This window comes from Paenibacillus sp. JZ16, from assembly GCF_015326965.1.
Classification (GTDB): Bacteria; Bacillota; Bacilli; order Paenibacillales; family Paenibacillaceae; genus Paenibacillus_AQ.
Genome location: NZ_CP017659.1, coordinates 7,329,703 through 7,345,422, shown reverse-complemented (window position 1 = coordinate 7,345,422; position 15,720 = coordinate 7,329,703). Strand labels below are relative to the sequence as shown.

Below are 15,720 nucleotides of genomic sequence, written 5' to 3'. Positions count from 1 at the left end.
ATTCGCTTCTCTGACAATTACTTCTCGCGGACCGAGGGTCGAATGGACCGAAGTGAGAATATGGTGTTATCCGATGCCAGCTCTACTTTGAACACACTTTCAAATACATTTAATTACTTTCTATATGTGTATCGATTTTATAATCTTTAATTGCTTCGTCGTAATCAAAACTTTGTCTAACTGGATAATCATTGCCTACAGTTGTAATAAATTTATTTAACTCATCTAATTCAATATAATATAGTTTCCTATTTCGCATTCTGTCAGAACAAAAGAAAAACCCATTTATAGCTTCTGATTCATCTGTAGAAATCAGAAAGATGTAACTATGTATTATTTGATTATATAGATGATTTGCTCGCATCTTTTCATTAACGGGGTTATTCAAATCAAATAAGTCACCAACTTTATGCCAGTTTAAAAGAGTGACATTTTTTTGATTTTTATATGATTTTACTTCTAACTCAATTTCTTTAGTATTAGAAGATAATTCACGTGCTTCTTCGAGCTTCCGAATTGAATACAAAGCAATCATTATATCTTTCTCTACTTCGACTGCTATTTCCTCAGAAAAAGGAGTTACTCGATATTTATTATTAATCTTCTTAGATAGTGCTAAGAGATCATCTTTCCAATAGGATGACTCCCAAATCATTGTAAATCCTCCTTGGTTTCCTAAGTGGTTTCGTATAACGTTCTTGTATTCACGAACCTAAGAGGCTTAAGGCCCGTTAGGGCCGGGTGGCTCCGCCACTTAGCCTCGCAGGGTTGTCGACTGATTACGCTTCCTCGAAAATCCTCGCGGCGACCCAGGTCAGCGTCAGCCGGCCGCAGCGTGAATACGGTGTTATACGACCGACCACTTGAGTTACCCTCTAAACCCTATGGTTTTAACCTCATGTTTGTATAATATTTCTTAAATCCTATCTCTTCCCAAAATCTTTTCCCTCCTGGATTACTCTCAAGTACATCAATTGATATGGTTGTATCCTGGAACAATTCCGTTCTCATTAAATCAACCCCTCTTTTTCCCAACCCGCTTCTTCGATATTGCCTTCTGATAAAATATTGTCTTAAATATACGGTTTTGTCCTTCCTATTATTTACGTCCACTCTTTCTAGGTATAAGGCATAACCAACAATCTGTTCACCCAGGACAAGTAATATTGCTTTCCAATCACTATTTAAAAAGTCTTTCATTCTAATCGTTAATTCATTTATTGTCATAGAGTTTTCGCTTTTTTCATCTTCAATAAGCTCTTTATTCATTTCACTTAAAATGTCAACATCACTTAACAGTGCCGGGACTAATTTTAAGGTTTCCATGCTTTAATCCCTCACCTTTATATAATAATTGCTTCGGTCTGTCGTATAACGTTTCGTATATTCACGACGTCCCGTAGTCGAATGTGTCCGGTTGCTTCAACTCACTGCCAATATCTCCTGCCGGACCGAGGGAGAATGCCCGATGTGTGAATATGCTGTTATACGACGTGATTTACTCCTCCGAAACAGGATAACCTTGTTTAAATGAATATTCATATCCGTCACTAAATTTAATATTGAAATTTATTAAAATTAAGTCACTCAATTGCTTTTTGTTTATGTCAAATGGTTCAAATACAATTCCGTAGTTCAAAACCTTTGTTATTCCTGGTTCTATTGATTCGTTGATTACTGATAGTGCTTCTAAACTGGTCTTCTTCAGATTAAATATTTTATCTGGTTCATTTTTTATGTCCTCCATAAGGAAGTCAAGAGGAAAGATACTGTATTCCACTGTTTGATTTGATATTCTTCCATCTACTACATTTAATATTACCGGAGGCATATCGTTAGGTTGAAACCCATTTAACGTAACCGTTTTACCACCTGTGTTTGTTACAACTAATCTGTTATAAGTAAACATTTTTTGTTTTCCATCTTTCGAGTCTATAAACAAGAAGACCTTTGGAACCTCTTGTGTAACTTCTATCTTTGAGTCTTGACTCTTATAAGTAAGGTAATCAATAATTATTGGTCCTACAGCAAAAATTAAAGCAATACTTGCAATTATCTCTGCCCAGCCAATTTCCCTTCGGAAATTAAATCTTTTTCTTTTCAATTTTTTTCGCTCCTTAAATCATGTCGTATAACGTTCCCGTATTCACGACGTCCGACGAAGTCGGATGTGTCTGCTGAGTCCGCTTCCCTGAAATCCATCCAGCAGAACAAGGCTCCGTTAGGAGCCGCAGCTTGAATATTATGTTAGACGACGGAATCTCTTCATGAATCGACTTTCACTCTGTATCTTCTGCAGGTACATATTCAATCAGATCAGATAATTTGCAGTTAAATGTATCGCATAGCTTGAATAAGGTTTCTAATTTTGTTGTTTCTATATTGGTTTCCCTGTATAACTTGTTAATTGAATTCCGACTTAATCCTGATTTCGCCATCAATTCAGTTATATCATCTATGCGATGCTCTGCCATAAGTTCTCTTATATTACACTTTATAATGCTCATTTTTCCCCCTCCATAATTCCATCTTATATCTCTTACCAGCAATCATCAACGAAAAGTGAAGTATTAACTCTATAAAGTCAAATATCCACCTTGTACTTAACCTTGTAGAGTTATATAATAGCTCTATAGAGTTAAAAAGGAGGTCTAACATATGGTTAATACATTAGATTCATTAGCAGAACCACTCATAAGAATACGATTGGAATTACTCTACACTGAACTTTCAGAACATCATACCGAATACAGTCAACTTACTTTAGAAACAGATCAATATTTCAGAACGCTTCGTGAAGCTTTACCCGATCAACTTCAACATACAGCTTTTCTTTACGAAGACGCTCAAATTTCTCTCCAGTCCATCCTAGAAAGAAGTATCTACATACAAGGTTTCAAAGATGCTCTACAACTCTTTTGTGAGTTACAGAACTCTGACATTTAGAGGGTCTACCCGACCCTCTGTTCTATTATTATTGATTCTGTCGGCTAACGTTCCCGTATTCACGACGTCCAGCCGACTTAAGCGACCAACGGGAGCGGCCGCGATGCGGTTAGTCGGTGCGGATGTGTCCGCTGACTGCACTTCTTCGCTAATCGCTTCTTGCGGACCGAGGAGCCGAAAGGATCCGCTGCGTGAATATAATGTTAGCCGAAGTTTCGGCTTGAATCTACTAGAGTTTATCTCCTTTATACCAATTGAATTTTCTTATCATCTCTATCGCAGCTTCATGTATTTCATTTCCTTTTGAAAACCTATGTGTAGAATGTTCAGACTTCTTATTTGAAGTTCCATGTTCTCGTTTAAAACTCTCCATCTGTCTCCATACAAACTCGTCACATGCATCAACAGAATTCCCAAGATACAAATCAAAATCGCTAGCTCTCAAATGATTTGGATTATATGCATACTGTAATGTAGCCATATAGGCATTATTATCTCCAACTAATTTAATGGAGATTGACTTCTTTCCAGTTCCCGTCACAGTATGTAGAGTAATTGAATATTCATTAGCTGTTCCACCAACCCAAGTTGACCAGTTATAATCAATTGCTCTATCAACCAGCGTAGTGACCAGATCTTCAAATTCTTTAATTTTATATTTCTTCCAATCAACTTTTCTAGACTTTGTAAACTTCCTCCAATTATCTTGAGTAATTGCTTCTGTCTCTTCTATACCAAATATACTTGCTAATTCTCCGAATCCCTGTTCATAATTTGTTCTAAAATCAGCAAACTTTCTATCTGATAAAAAAAGCGGTATGTCACAGTCTCTATAATAGATAGGTATTACAAATACTTTTCTTAGTTGCATTTGTTTTACCCATGCGGCTCCCAATTCGCTTTTCACCCATTCTGAGCCTAACGCTTCAGGCGACAACACTATTCCAAGATATTCGTTTTCACGAATACCTTCTTCAATTCGCCATGTAATTGATTCACCTATTTTTATCTCCCACTTGTCAAACCAGACATTGATACCAATTCGTTTTAAGTCCCTAGCTAATTTTTCGACAAATGGTTTATCTAAACTAGTATGACTTAGAAAAATACTAGACAAAGTTATCCTTCTCCTTATAATAAATTTCGGCTAACGTTCTTATATTCACGACGTCCCACCACCTTAAGCCCGAAGGGCGGCCGCGATGCGGTTAGGTGGTGCGGATGTGTCCGGCTGATCCCGCTTCCTGAAACTGAAATGCCTCATCGACCTTCACTCCTAACCTCGTGCCTGACCGAGGGCCGAAAGGCACGATGCGCGAATATGGTGTTAGGCGGAGTGCATGCTTTAAAAGTTTTCAGCTATATCACTGTCACTAATTATTTGAGTAAAGTCGTTATGTTTTGAGGTTCTAAAAGTAACTTTATAAGTAGGAGCTTTATAATCATCTGATTCCATCATGTAAGTATTATCTTCAAAAAATGTTGCTTTGACCTTATTTCCGTAAAGATCATAACCATTACTAAGCAAATATCTATGTAAATCATTGAATGGGATTTTTGAATTATAACTATATTTTTTCTGAATAAGATCATCTACTTCTTTTTTTATTAGAATATTAATACGAAATACAAGTTTAATACTTTCTCCTGACTCAATTGTAATTGGATACTCAATATCCTTACCATTCATGGTCACTTTGTCGACAATATTGCTGTAGTAAAACATCTTCCCATTAATTGTCTGAGTAAGTTTGTGATCAATGATAGAAATTGTTCTTTTTGAATTATTTGAAACTAAAACATTATAATTCAATGGAATCAACGCTGATCCTATTTCTCCAATGTTCAAATCTTTATAAAAAACAGTCTCATCATGGGATGATTCAATGAGTGCAATATCAATAATCTCCTGATCATCTTTTTTGTCTTTCTGATATGTATAGTACGTTGTAAAAGCACCTGAAAATATCGAAAATAATAATGCAATTAAGGAAATCCATAATGTTAGTTTTTCATTTTTGGTTAATTGGTTTCTCCTCATATTAGTTGGAAAACTCCTTATATATATTGTTTTGTGCATTTCGCCTAACGTTTCCGCATTCACGACGTCCATCGAAGATGGATGTGTCCCGGCAATTACATCTCGCAATATGCTCCCGGGACCAAGGGGCAGCAAAGCTGGCCCGAAGCCTGAATGTTATGTTAGGCGAAGTCATTATCTTCCATGATTAATTTTGCATACTTATCCCATTCTTTATTATCAGTGTTTATTTCAATTGTTGGTACCATTGATTTGGACGATTGAATTCTGAGTCTATTTTGGGTTTCGATTAATTCTTTGCACGCCAGATCAATATCTTCTCTTGATTTGTTAATCCAGTTATTTGGATTTCTACTCTTTATTCTTTCTTCAACAATATCATTAGATATAGTTAACAAGATACATTTAGCTCCTATTTTATTCAAATCGTTCTCAATACGAGTTATTTCTGTATCTTCTAAATCCGAGAATGCGACTCGATGATTTAAATGGAACCTCTCTAATACAAAAAAGAGTCCTCTAGATTTTCTTTTCCATGGTCCTAAATAAATCGCCCAATCATTCAAATTCTTTAGCATATCAACTCTATCTCTTAATAGTTCAAGATGCTGATCTCTTGATAATCGAACAAACTCCCCATGAACATTATTCAAAATCTGAGAATAATGTTCACCAAGTATTACGACACTCAACTCGGCTGATTCATCAATCGCTTGATATTGTTTTATCGCTTTAAGAAGAGATGTTTTACCCGCGTTTGAAAACCCTTCAAGAATAATTCCTCTAATATTCATATAATGGTTTCCTTCTTTACAATGATTTCGTCTAACGTTCCCGTATTCACGACGTCCCTCCGACTTAAGGCTCCGAATGGAGCCGGCCGCGATGCGGTTAGTCGGTGTTGATGTGTCCGGCTGAATTCCCTTCCCTACAACTGAAAAGCCTCGTTGAATCCACTTCTAACTTCTGCCGGACCGAGGGGCGAATGCCCCGAAGCGTGAATATAATGTTAAGTGATGTATTCGCCTTCTCGAACAACTATCAAATGATTCTTCAATCTACTCCCTTATAAAGATAATTTCGATAGCTCTTAAAACCATTCTTCGTATAAAAATGATTAGCACCTTCATTATCTGCCCAATAATCTAGTTGAATTGTATTTACTTCATTTTCTTTGGCAAAGTTATTAATCCAATTCATTATAAGAGATCCAACCCCTTTATTTCTGTGCTCTTTACTAACCCCTAATTGATGGATGTACACCGATCTATATGACTTCATAAATACGTTCTCAGGATATTCCCGAGTTTCTACCCAAACATAACCAAGAGACTGACCTTCATCTTTAACGATATAGAAATAATAAATTGGATCAGACATTATCTTCTTAAAGAACTCATTCACATCATCAAAATCATATTCCTTAAAATACTCCGGATAGAGCGAGACATGGATTTCATGAACATCCTTGTTTAGCAATGCGATTTCTTCAGAATTTATAGATTGTACGATCTCCATTAAGGTCACCTTATACAAATAGTATTTACTGTGTTTTGATATGCGAATATTTCACATAACGTTCTTGTGTTCATGACGTCCATTCCCCTTAGATAGCTTTTATCTTAGGGGAATGGATGTGTCTGCAGCCCATACCTCTCTGGATGACTTCTGCAGACCGAGGGCGGCTGCCCGATGCTGAACACTTTGTTATGCGCTGTTACTGCCATCTTGAAATGCTTAAGCAGTTTCCCTTTCATTAAGAAGTTTATTCAAACTAGCCAATACACGGAACGACATATTAATAAATTCATTTGATTCACTAGGGCTCGCACTAAAATTATTACTATGAACTGCTTCATTCCTTATCTTTCGCAATGTATCACAGATTTCAAAAACATCGTGAGTAATAATATTCTTCTGAAATAATTCTCTAAGTATTTGAACCGGGGCCATATTAATACTTCTTAGACTGTGTTGCTCAGCTAAATTACGAAGTGCCTCCTCAACAAGTAACCAAGAATCAATTATTCCACCGCGAGATGAATTCAAATTAATATCTTTTATGTAGTTCATTCTCTCTAATGTATTTGGGTTATTTAACAATTCGGGATTTTTAATAACTTCAGTTGTTTGAGGGAGTTGCGCCTCATCTGCCTTCCTCTCAACCTCTTCTAATTCTTTATTAAAGTCTAATTCAAATTCTTTATATCTTAATTTCTTTAGCGCAGGAATTAAATCTTTAATGGGTTTCTTTAATATTATTGCAATTACTAAAACAGCAACGGGCCAAGCCAAAGTTTTTAATACTTCTACTATAAAAGTAAGCCAATCCATGATATCACTCCATTTTTTTGATCTGCAGTAATTGCGTATAACGTTATGGCATTCACGAACCCTCACCTGCTTAAGCGCGTAGCGCGGGTCGTCAGACTTAGCCGGTGCAGGGTTGTCCCCTTTGCTACTTCTATGCCAGTTACTTCTCGGGGACCGAAGGCCGTTAGGCCTGAAGCGTAAATGTGTTGTTATCGGGAGTCATTGGCATCCTGGTATACTTACCAAGTCAGTTCTCTCTTATCTTCCTGAGGTCCTTAAGCTTTCCTAATTCTTGTATGGATTTGATTTGTTCATTTTTGAGATGATGTAAGTAATCTTTAAATTCACTTCTATCTGTCTTATTAAAATGTCTATCAAATAGTTCCAAAACGTACCAATAGATAGACTTCAAATACCTCGTAAACATAAGTCCATCCAATTTTATTTGTTGTCCGTTACTTAGATTAAGCCACGGACAATTATCTATTAATCTGTTATCCGCTCTACCGTTTCTATGTACTATTACATTTCTAATTTGTGATAGTTCATATATGTGTCTAGCAACAATATCATTTACTTTCCCATCGTGTTTAATAAGTTTCAATAAGCCTTCAAATCTATTAATACCTAACTTGGTGTTTATCTTATATTCAAGCTTTATCAAATCAAATAGATATTCTACCTGTTCGGACCTCGGCATAAATACAAAATCAATTAGCGAGCCCTTGATTTTAGTAAAAGTATCATTATTAAGATTTTCGAAGTTTTCAGAAAGATAGAGAATAAAAAAGTCATCTACGAAAGCCTCCAAAATACTCCACGCCCTAACTGACACAAGGTTATATAGATAAGGGAAGCCTTCTTTCTCTTGTATGCTCGCAAAGTTCTTTATTTCCCTGGTGCGTTCAATTTCATAGTTATTTGGCTCCGAATAATCTGCATCTGCGGCAATTCTAATATTGTATAAATAGTCTGTACCAAAATCAGCTACTTGTGTGAACGCATCCAAGTCATTGATATCCCTAATATATGAATTAAAAAACGTTTGTGATATCATGTTTTTCCTCCGTTCAATGATTTCCGATAACGTTTTTGTATTCACGACGTCCCACCGACTTAAGGAGCCGTCAGGGTCCGGCCGCGATGCGGTTAGTCGGTGCGGGTGTGTCCGGCTGATATACTTCCCTGCTTCTGAAATACCTCTTCGATCCGCTTCTGACTCCGGTCGGGCCGAGGGCGAATGCCCGATGCCTGAATATAGTGTTAGCTGATGCTACTGTTATCGTTGAATTACTATCATACTGATTTAAAATACTGTGCTTTATCAAGTTGTCTAAATAAAAAAGATATGAAGCTTAATATATCACTACAATCCTGCTTGCTTATTGGCCATGACAATGCTGGCTCGTGAGCTGTTGGGTTCCTTATTGCCTGCATTAATCCCGAGGAAAAGAACTTGATTCCATCCTGAACATTTCTGTCAGTTTCAGTTACACATTTTGTTATTTTTAAAACTCCACTGTTAGTGCTAAAAACATCCATCATTAGGTTAAAACCATCTTTTTCACTCATAGATTTTTCCTTAACTGCAAAGTTGTAAGCCTTTACTGCTTCAAATACAGCATGAAAGTAGTTTCCTTTCAAGAACAACTCCTTACAATGCTTTACTACTTCACCATGGAATTCTCTTTGTAAGAACTTATCTAATTCATCCTTATAAACTAAATTATACGGAACCCCATTATTGGATAGTATATCAACTAACTTATCTGAATTATCATCTCCAACTAACTCTCGACAAAATTGAATAAGCAGTTTATTTCTTTCATCATTTATCATACTTTTAGTTGCAAGAGTCATAATCCAGTCATAAATTAGTTGAGCTCTTTGAGACGTTATTGAATCTATAGTAATATTCTGCTTCTCAAAATTAAAAATAGCATTTGCAATTCTATTTATTTCGTTGACTGATGAATTCCATTTAATTAGCTCACCAACCTGGATTGCAATTAATTTATAATTCATCTTTGTACCGAGTCCGTCGGACTTAGCCTCGCAAGGTTGTGAGCTGAATTCACTCCACTGCCTACCTCATCTTGCGAACCAAGGGCGTATGCCCGCAGCGTAGATACTCTGTTATAAGATGTCCCCGCCTTTGGAGCTGATCCCGTACTTACCTCTTAAGTTCTATCAATCTCTTCTCTATGTTCTTTCTTCTTGTCTCTGGATTTTTAAAGTGGCTTATTCCATATATGAATTTTGATCTTTCTGGATACGATAAGTTCTGAAAAGCTCGTATGCTACTTCATCTTTCTCAAATGCTTCTTTGAATGGCTATACATTCTTGTAGTTTGCTACTTTATATTCATAATGTATTAGTTGACCTTCTTTGCCTCTGTACTCTTCTTGTCCTTCTCTTCCTGTTTCTTTGTAACCTAACTTTTCCAGCATTCTTCTAGATGCCATATTATACTCATTTGTTTCTGCGTAATATATGGTTATTCCAAACTCATCTAATCCGTATTCCATCATTCTTCTGCCTGCTTCAGACCCTATACCTTTACCCCAATAATGGCTTGCACCTATTGCAATTCCTAACTCTGCTGTCTGATCTTTTATGTAAGCCAGATCCGTATAGCCAATTAGTTCATGTTTATATTCAATCCCTTTTCGTACAAAATCATCTAAGGGTGTATTAACGCAAGCTTCCCACCATCGATATACCTCTTTTTCATCCCTGTTCTGTTCCCATCCATTTGATGAGCAGAACAGTTCATTCCTACTCCATGCTAAAACCGTCTCATAATCATCCATTTTGATTTTTCTAAGATTTATTAAGGATTCTATTTTGCTCTTCCTCCCTATTAGTATAGTCGTTTGATTTTGTGGGATTTCTTATAACGTCCCCGTATTCACGACCCAGCGAATGCCCGCAGCGTGAATATTATGTTATGTGATGTCAGCTTCTTCTTCGAACTACTTAGGCAGCTTTTTTGATTTCTTTGCCATGCTTTTAAACTCTTCATACTTCTCTCTAGAAGCTTCAATTTTACTTTCTACTACGTAGGGAGCATCATCTGAAAAACTGGGTAATTTCTCATTTATGTAATTGTATAATGATCTTTTCTCAGCAGTTGTCGGAATTATCGGAGCAACAGGTATAGGTAGCGGCTTATCTTCTACTTCTATTCCTTCAAGCAAATTAGCCATCCCAAAAGAAAGAAAATTATGAAAAGCTCTTTTTCTATCTTCTTCTGTCTGTTCATAATTTCCGTGAGAATCCAAATGGAATCTATCAAATTCTACCATAAGCAGTTTATGCGGCTTCCTATCTTTATTCCTGTAATATAAGATCACCTCAAGTACGTCCTCACCTGCTAATTGAGGAACAGATTTATACTTATGATCTTTAGGCCGAGCGATCTTTACAACTTTGCCTTCACGAGATATAAATAAATATCTACTTTGAATCATCTATCCCACTCTTTCCCTCTCTTATTTAGGCTGACGTTTCTGTATTCATGACGTCCAACGCAGTCGGATGTGTCTGCTGAATCTGCTTCCCCGATAATCCCTCCAACAGACCAAGGCTTCATTAGGAGCCGCTGCTTGAATATTATGTTATCAGAAGTCATATGACCTTCTTGGTTACAATTTAAAATAATTTTTTTGATAATTTTCTAACATTAGTCTATTTAAATCTGTTGAATTAATTTCATTGCTAAGTTGAACTCTTCTCAATCTGATATATCCTTTCAATTTTTTTACAAAAAATCCAAGATGATCATTTGCTTCATTTATTTCATTACAAAGATTTCTAATTGTTTTTTTCTTACTTTAGGCAATGAAATGACATTATCTAAGGTACTTTTAATATATTTATCAACATTAATCAGGTCATCGTGTGGAAACAATGGGAGTTTATTAAGTTCCATAGATTTAAAGTCTTCTAAAACATTCGATATAAATTGATACATCTTAATGTCATCGTCCAGATTTATATTTCTATAATCAGTTTCTGAATCAAAATAATAATCCTTCATTTCGATATCATGATAGTATTCAAACTGGTCTAAACAGAATTCATAATAATTTAATTGAGAATGTTCATTTAATATAAGTTCTTGATTATTAGAGTTGTTCTGTTCTTTTTGTAATTTAAGAGACAATTCTAGAAATTGTGTAACTTCTTCATAATCATCTATTAGTAGGAATTCAATATTATATATATTTTTATAAATATATTTATCTAACTCACTTACTTCACTTTTTCTTATTAATGCATAATGTGTAGGAGTAAATCCTTCAAATATTGATTTTATTTGTTTCAAAAAAATTAATACATCTGGATCTTTCATGCTGCAACCTATAAAAATAAAAGAAATTCTATGAAAGAAGCTACGAAGAACAATATCTAACATTTTATTATTTTGTATCTTTAAGTAATCCGTTTCTGAAAGAACTAAACTTTCTCTGTTGTTTATATCACCATGAATCTTTAGAATCTTTTTGCGAGGAGATATCTTATGAATTTGTTCAAGTAAATCAACATTAATTGCAGTTGATGAAATCGGATTATAGCTTTGAACAATCATAGCTTTTTCAAGAAGATTGTCATAATTTGTAGTAATGATTAATGGACATTCTAATGAAGCCAATAACTCATGATTTCTATTTATGTTCAGAGTTTCATTATCAAAAATCCCCCTTAAAAATCTTATGTAATCTTCTTTTAAACTTCCCTGTAAAAACTCAGCAATCTCTAAATACTGTCCTAATACTAAAGCATTATCAAGTTCTTATAGTGTCTGTTCTTCTAATTTCTGGTTTGACTTTGCATATTCAAGGAATTGAATTAGTAGGTTTCTCCAGCTTGGTAAATTTGTTGGTTTTAGACTGCTCACTCCAGCGCCAACAAAAAAACCACAGCTCTTAGTTTTTATACTTTCATAAAGAGTCTCTGGTAATAAGTCTTGAAATGTGTTTTTATTCATTTTTTTACTCCTTGTATTTGATATCTGATAACGTTTCTATATTCACGACCCGGAGTATGCCGGGTGTCCGACGAATGTTGGACCAAGAGCGAATGCTCGCAGCGTGAATATATTGTTATATGCTGCCTGTGCCCTTACCAATTCTCTTAATGTTCAATCCTATTCATTTTCTTAAATGTCTGCTTTTTTGTTTCTTTAAAAAAATCTTTGAATAGATTTTCTCTAGCCTTCTCATTTCGTTACATCGAGTAAAAAAACGTCGAATCTGCACTTTTTTTATTTTCACTTGTAATTTAAAGCTACTTTTATAAAAGATGCATACACTGTAATATAATTTTCATCTGAAGAATATATTTTAATAACTTTCTTATCGTCGTTACTATGAACTGAAAACTCAATAAAACCTTCTTTTCTATCGTAATCAAAACTCAACCATTCTTCTCTTTCATCATTTTCCAATTGACAAAAATGAGGAAAATTCAAAATATACTTTTCTGTACTTAACAAAAAAAGATGTACTATGTCATAAAAGTCTTCTACTTGTTCTTGGCTTGGCCTAACAAATTCATGTTCCACTAAGTTTCTAACACTATTAATTTTTGACAAAACTCTTGGAGCAATTATTCCAAGCTCTTTAATCAGATCGAACTTGCAAGGAATATTTCGCAGTTTTTTCTTAGGTAAATTATGTAGTCCGAAAGCGTATATTAAAGAATCAATTTGACAGTCTAAAGCTCTTTTAGTATTGGATAATGCATTTATGCGACCTCTAGTATCATTTAATTCTAAATCTTTTTCTGCAAAAGAAATATACTCATATGGCTTCACTTCAAATGGTAATTCTATAGAATTATTGCTTATACTACTCCATCGCGTGCCATTTTCATTCAAATATTCTATTAGTAAGTGAGTATTCAACCCGCTTCCTTCTTTCATTTTAATTTCTTAGTTACTGTGTTAAAAGTATAAAATTCAATATTTAGATTAGAATTCTAAGTTGGATTTAAAGGGAATTTTAAGTTTCGATTGATAATTGACTTTCATTTTTCAATCGCCTTTGTTAATTGTTTCTATTATCTTAAACCAGTACTTTTTGAATAACAGGGTAAAAGTATTACAACACTTATAGAACTTATATATTTATCAAATTTGATTTTTGTTTAAATCATTCAAACTCACTAACAATACAATTAATTTAACATAAATTTTAAATTTATAAGTTGAAATCTAGTTTTTAATGGTTGTATCCAAAATAATTCTCCATATCCCTTTTGCTTGGCCGACTTCTCTAACGCAGTCAATATATCTTGACCATATCCTCGCCTTTGATAAGCACTATCTACTCTTATTCTCTTAACTTCTGCGGTCAAATATTCTCGTTTACGGTATGCGCCCATGCATACGATCATGCTATCATGTATTCCAACTAAGAAATCACCATCATTGTCAATATATGTTGTCAAAATGTTTTGCATATCCTTATCCATACTCGGGTCACCGATGCTTGCATTGTGCTGTCTAAGTCCTTCAATGTGTAAATGCATTACTCGTTCATGATCGGTTTCTCGATATTTTCGAACTGCTAACACCATCACTTCACCGCCCAAATTGGTTTTGCCATGCTTTCAGATAACGTTCCTGTATTCACGACCCAGCGCATGCTGGGTGTCCGGCGCATGCCGGACCAAGGACGTATGTCCACAGCGTGAATATTATGTGTGAAGCTACTGTCTCCTTTGAAATAACTAACACATGCCACATGTCATACTTCCTTATTTGTAAACATCTTAATTGGTACGTGATTTTGCATAAGTTCTAACAAGAGAGCAAAAATTATATCTTTAGTAAGATGCGTTGGCGCATTATTTAGTATGTCTTGAAAGTAGGTAGTCGAATCGTACATAAAGTCATAATGATGCTTCAGATGAAAGATAGGACTTAATAACATCCCATGAGTAGATAAAAGTACATCTGACTCTAGTTGAAGTATTTCTACAATTTCTTCGTTTCCTAACTCATTGATTTCTTTTACCTGCATCAACATAGCGTCGTTTAAGGACTCTAAAATAAAGTAGTAAAACACTTTTTCGCTTTTAGAATTAAAAGAAAATACTAACTTTTCATCGAAAAACAATTCATAATTGATCATATATCCGTAATCATCGTGCTTTGAAATATAATCCTCTACCTCTGTTTTCTTGTACCTTCTAATAGCTTTAAAACCATTAGGAAAAGTAATCATATGGCTTTCGAACATAGTATAAAACTCAGAGTCATGGAAATCATCGACGAGGCTAATACGTCCGTTCTTTGAAACTAAATAATCAGCATTATAAAGAGACCAATATCCGCTTAACTTTATTGCAAAGAACAATGGCAATCCAAAAGAGTTCGCAAAGTTAATGCGCTTTTCAAGATTCCCCATGCTGTTTTTGAATATTTGGTCATCCGTACTTTTAATTTCCATGAAAAATCTATATCCGTTTTTCAGTTCAATGATCGCGTCTGGAGAATATGATCCCGTCAAAACAGAGGTTCCTTCATCAAATGCTAAAATATGATTGCATACACCTAGCATATGTAATATAAGATACAACTCGATCTCTGTTTCTTTACCTTTTAGGCGTTTAGTCAGGTCAATTTCAGATAATTCTAGTTTCTCAATTAAATATTCTTGATCTTTCAAACTCAGAAAATTTTTTATAGATAGAAATGCCTTAATTTTTTCAATGTTTGTCATCAGGACACCTTTTTAAATTTATTTCAGTAGTTTCACATAACGTCTCTTGTATTCACGAGCCCTCACTGGCTTAAAGGGCGCAAGCCCCGGGTCCGACGGACTTAGCCAGTGCAGGGTTGTCTGCTGATTCCGCTTCCCCGAAAAGCCTCTGCAGACCAAGGGCCGTCAGGTCTACTGCGTGAATACGGTGTTAGCTGGAGTTGCTGACTTCATTGAGATGCTCGAGTGATATTTGTTTGTTGTTAGTTACATGCTCTTTTGTTCTAAGATCTCTCGTATATAAGGTGTGACTGCAAAACAATCCTCTAGGTCGTTCTCTTCTAGTGCCCAATAGATAATGGTATTGATATGTAATTTATAGTCTTTAAGTATATTTTGTTTTATTCGATCCCAAATTTTGATGTCTTCCGTTCCTATTCCCTCGGAAAGATAATCATCAAAAGAAGATATTATAACTATCATCAGCGTAAATTTCTCTTTGTTGTTTAATTTATTATTCTCATAAAATGTAATAAATTCATTTACTCTCGAAGAATCAGCCGACGTATATTCCCAGTCCTGCGAAAACGGAGTAAGTGACGGTAAATGTAATTTCTTTATGAGACTTTCAATTGATTCTTTGTCAGCACACTTAGGACTAATCTCCTCCATTTGTCCGCACCTCTTATTTATTTCTTATTACAGCA

At 35.0% G+C, this 15,720-nt stretch carries 21 protein-coding genes; 1 reads left to right on the top strand and 20 read right to left on the bottom strand.

Annotated elements, in window-relative coordinates; genetic code table 11:
• Positions 1–109: 109 nt before the first annotated feature.
• From BJP58_RS33055 to BJP58_RS33040, 4 genes are all read right to left on the bottom strand, one after another.
• Positions 110–655, bottom strand: a complete 546-nt coding sequence (locus BJP58_RS33055) for a hypothetical protein (protein ID WP_194542188.1) — start codon at positions 653–655, stop codon at positions 110–112.
• A gap of 227 nt (positions 656–882) precedes the next feature.
• A complete protein-coding gene (locus BJP58_RS33050; RefSeq protein WP_194542187.1) occupies positions 883–1,326 on the bottom strand; it encodes a GNAT family N-acetyltransferase in 444 nt (147 codons plus the stop codon).
• Positions 1,327–1,498: 172 nt separating this feature from the next.
• Positions 1,499–2,104 carry a hypothetical protein gene (locus BJP58_RS33045; RefSeq protein WP_194542186.1) on the bottom strand — a complete coding sequence of 202 codons (606 nt, stop codon included), beginning with the start codon at positions 2,102–2,104 and terminating at the stop codon, positions 1,499–1,501.
• Positions 2,105–2,279: 175 nt separating this feature from the next.
• Entirely contained in the window at positions 2,280–2,507 is a 228-nt protein-coding gene (locus BJP58_RS33040; protein ID WP_152825693.1) for a helix-turn-helix domain-containing protein, read from the bottom strand.
• 151 nt (positions 2,508–2,658) lie between these two features.
• Between BJP58_RS33040 and BJP58_RS33035 the strand changes: the two genes are divergently transcribed.
• Positions 2,659–2,946 (top strand): DUF6809 family protein, encoded by a 288-nt coding sequence (locus tag BJP58_RS33035; RefSeq protein WP_194542185.1) that lies wholly within the window; start codon positions 2,659–2,661, stop codon positions 2,944–2,946.
• Between the two features lie 229 nt (positions 2,947–3,175).
• Here BJP58_RS33035 and BJP58_RS33030 read toward each other — a convergent pair whose 3' ends face one another.
• From BJP58_RS33030 to BJP58_RS32955, 16 genes are all read right to left on the bottom strand, one after another.
• Positions 3,176–4,063, bottom strand: a complete 888-nt coding sequence (locus BJP58_RS33030) for a toll/interleukin-1 receptor domain-containing protein (protein ID WP_194542184.1) — start codon at positions 4,061–4,063, stop codon at positions 3,176–3,178.
• A 228-nt stretch (positions 4,064–4,291) separates the two neighbouring features.
• Entirely contained in the window at positions 4,292–5,050 is a 759-nt protein-coding gene (locus tag BJP58_RS33025) for a hypothetical protein (RefSeq protein WP_194542183.1), read from the bottom strand.
• 98 nt (positions 5,051–5,148) lie between these two features.
• The gene (locus tag BJP58_RS33020) at positions 5,149–5,781 is read right to left on the bottom strand and encodes a hypothetical protein (protein WP_194542182.1); all 633 of its coding nucleotides are present in this window, start codon (positions 5,779–5,781) and stop codon (positions 5,149–5,151) included.
• A 259-nt stretch (positions 5,782–6,040) separates the two neighbouring features.
• The gene (locus BJP58_RS33015) at positions 6,041–6,505 is read right to left on the bottom strand and encodes a GNAT family N-acetyltransferase (RefSeq protein WP_194542181.1); all 465 of its coding nucleotides are present in this window, start codon (positions 6,503–6,505) and stop codon (positions 6,041–6,043) included.
• 219 nt (positions 6,506–6,724) lie between these two features.
• The gene (locus tag BJP58_RS33010; protein ID WP_194542180.1) at positions 6,725–7,321 is read right to left on the bottom strand and encodes a hypothetical protein; all 597 of its coding nucleotides are present in this window, start codon (positions 7,319–7,321) and stop codon (positions 6,725–6,727) included.
• Positions 7,322–7,547: 226 nt separating this feature from the next.
• Positions 7,548–8,357, bottom strand: a complete 810-nt coding sequence (locus BJP58_RS33005; protein WP_194542179.1) for a hypothetical protein — start codon at positions 8,355–8,357, stop codon at positions 7,548–7,550.
• Positions 8,358–8,596: 239 nt separating this feature from the next.
• On the bottom strand, positions 8,597–9,325 hold the full coding sequence (locus BJP58_RS33000) for a TIGR02391 family protein (RefSeq protein ID WP_194542178.1): 729 nt from the start codon (positions 9,323–9,325) through the stop codon (positions 8,597–8,599).
• A 148-nt stretch (positions 9,326–9,473) separates the two neighbouring features.
• Positions 9,474–9,599 (bottom strand): YdeI/OmpD-associated family protein, encoded by a 126-nt coding sequence (locus BJP58_RS34300; protein WP_194545150.1) that lies wholly within the window; start codon positions 9,597–9,599, stop codon positions 9,474–9,476.
• Positions 9,600–9,634: 35 nt separating this feature from the next.
• Complete coding sequence (locus tag BJP58_RS32990) at positions 9,635–10,120, bottom strand: GNAT family N-acetyltransferase (protein WP_442953976.1); 486 nt, start codon at positions 10,118–10,120, stop codon at positions 9,635–9,637.
• A 156-nt stretch (positions 10,121–10,276) separates the two neighbouring features.
• A complete protein-coding gene (locus BJP58_RS32985) occupies positions 10,277–10,774 on the bottom strand; it encodes a hypothetical protein (RefSeq protein ID WP_194542176.1) in 498 nt (165 codons plus the stop codon).
• A gap of 323 nt (positions 10,775–11,097) precedes the next feature.
• Positions 11,098–11,958, bottom strand: a complete 861-nt coding sequence (locus BJP58_RS32980) for an SIR2 family NAD-dependent protein deacylase (protein ID WP_194542175.1) — start codon at positions 11,956–11,958, stop codon at positions 11,098–11,100.
• A gap of 141 nt (positions 11,959–12,099) precedes the next feature.
• Positions 12,100–12,294: a hypothetical protein gene (locus BJP58_RS32975; RefSeq protein WP_194542174.1), complete on the bottom strand. Its 195-nt coding sequence runs from the start codon at positions 12,292–12,294 to the stop codon at positions 12,100–12,102.
• Between the two features lie 282 nt (positions 12,295–12,576).
• Positions 12,577–13,185, bottom strand: coding sequence for a hypothetical protein (locus BJP58_RS32970; RefSeq protein WP_233354827.1), 609 nt, complete (start codon positions 13,183–13,185; stop codon positions 12,577–12,579).
• Between the two features lie 299 nt (positions 13,186–13,484).
• Entirely contained in the window at positions 13,485–13,901 is a 417-nt protein-coding gene (locus BJP58_RS32965; RefSeq protein WP_194542172.1) for a GNAT family N-acetyltransferase, read from the bottom strand.
• Positions 13,902–14,056: 155 nt separating this feature from the next.
• Positions 14,057–15,034 (bottom strand): hypothetical protein, encoded by a 978-nt coding sequence (locus tag BJP58_RS32960; RefSeq protein WP_194542171.1) that lies wholly within the window; start codon positions 15,032–15,034, stop codon positions 14,057–14,059.
• A gap of 246 nt (positions 15,035–15,280) precedes the next feature.
• Positions 15,281–15,685 carry a hypothetical protein gene (locus BJP58_RS32955; protein ID WP_233354826.1) on the bottom strand — a complete coding sequence of 135 codons (405 nt, stop codon included), beginning with the start codon at positions 15,683–15,685 and terminating at the stop codon, positions 15,281–15,283.
• Positions 15,686–15,720 lie beyond the last annotated feature (35 nt).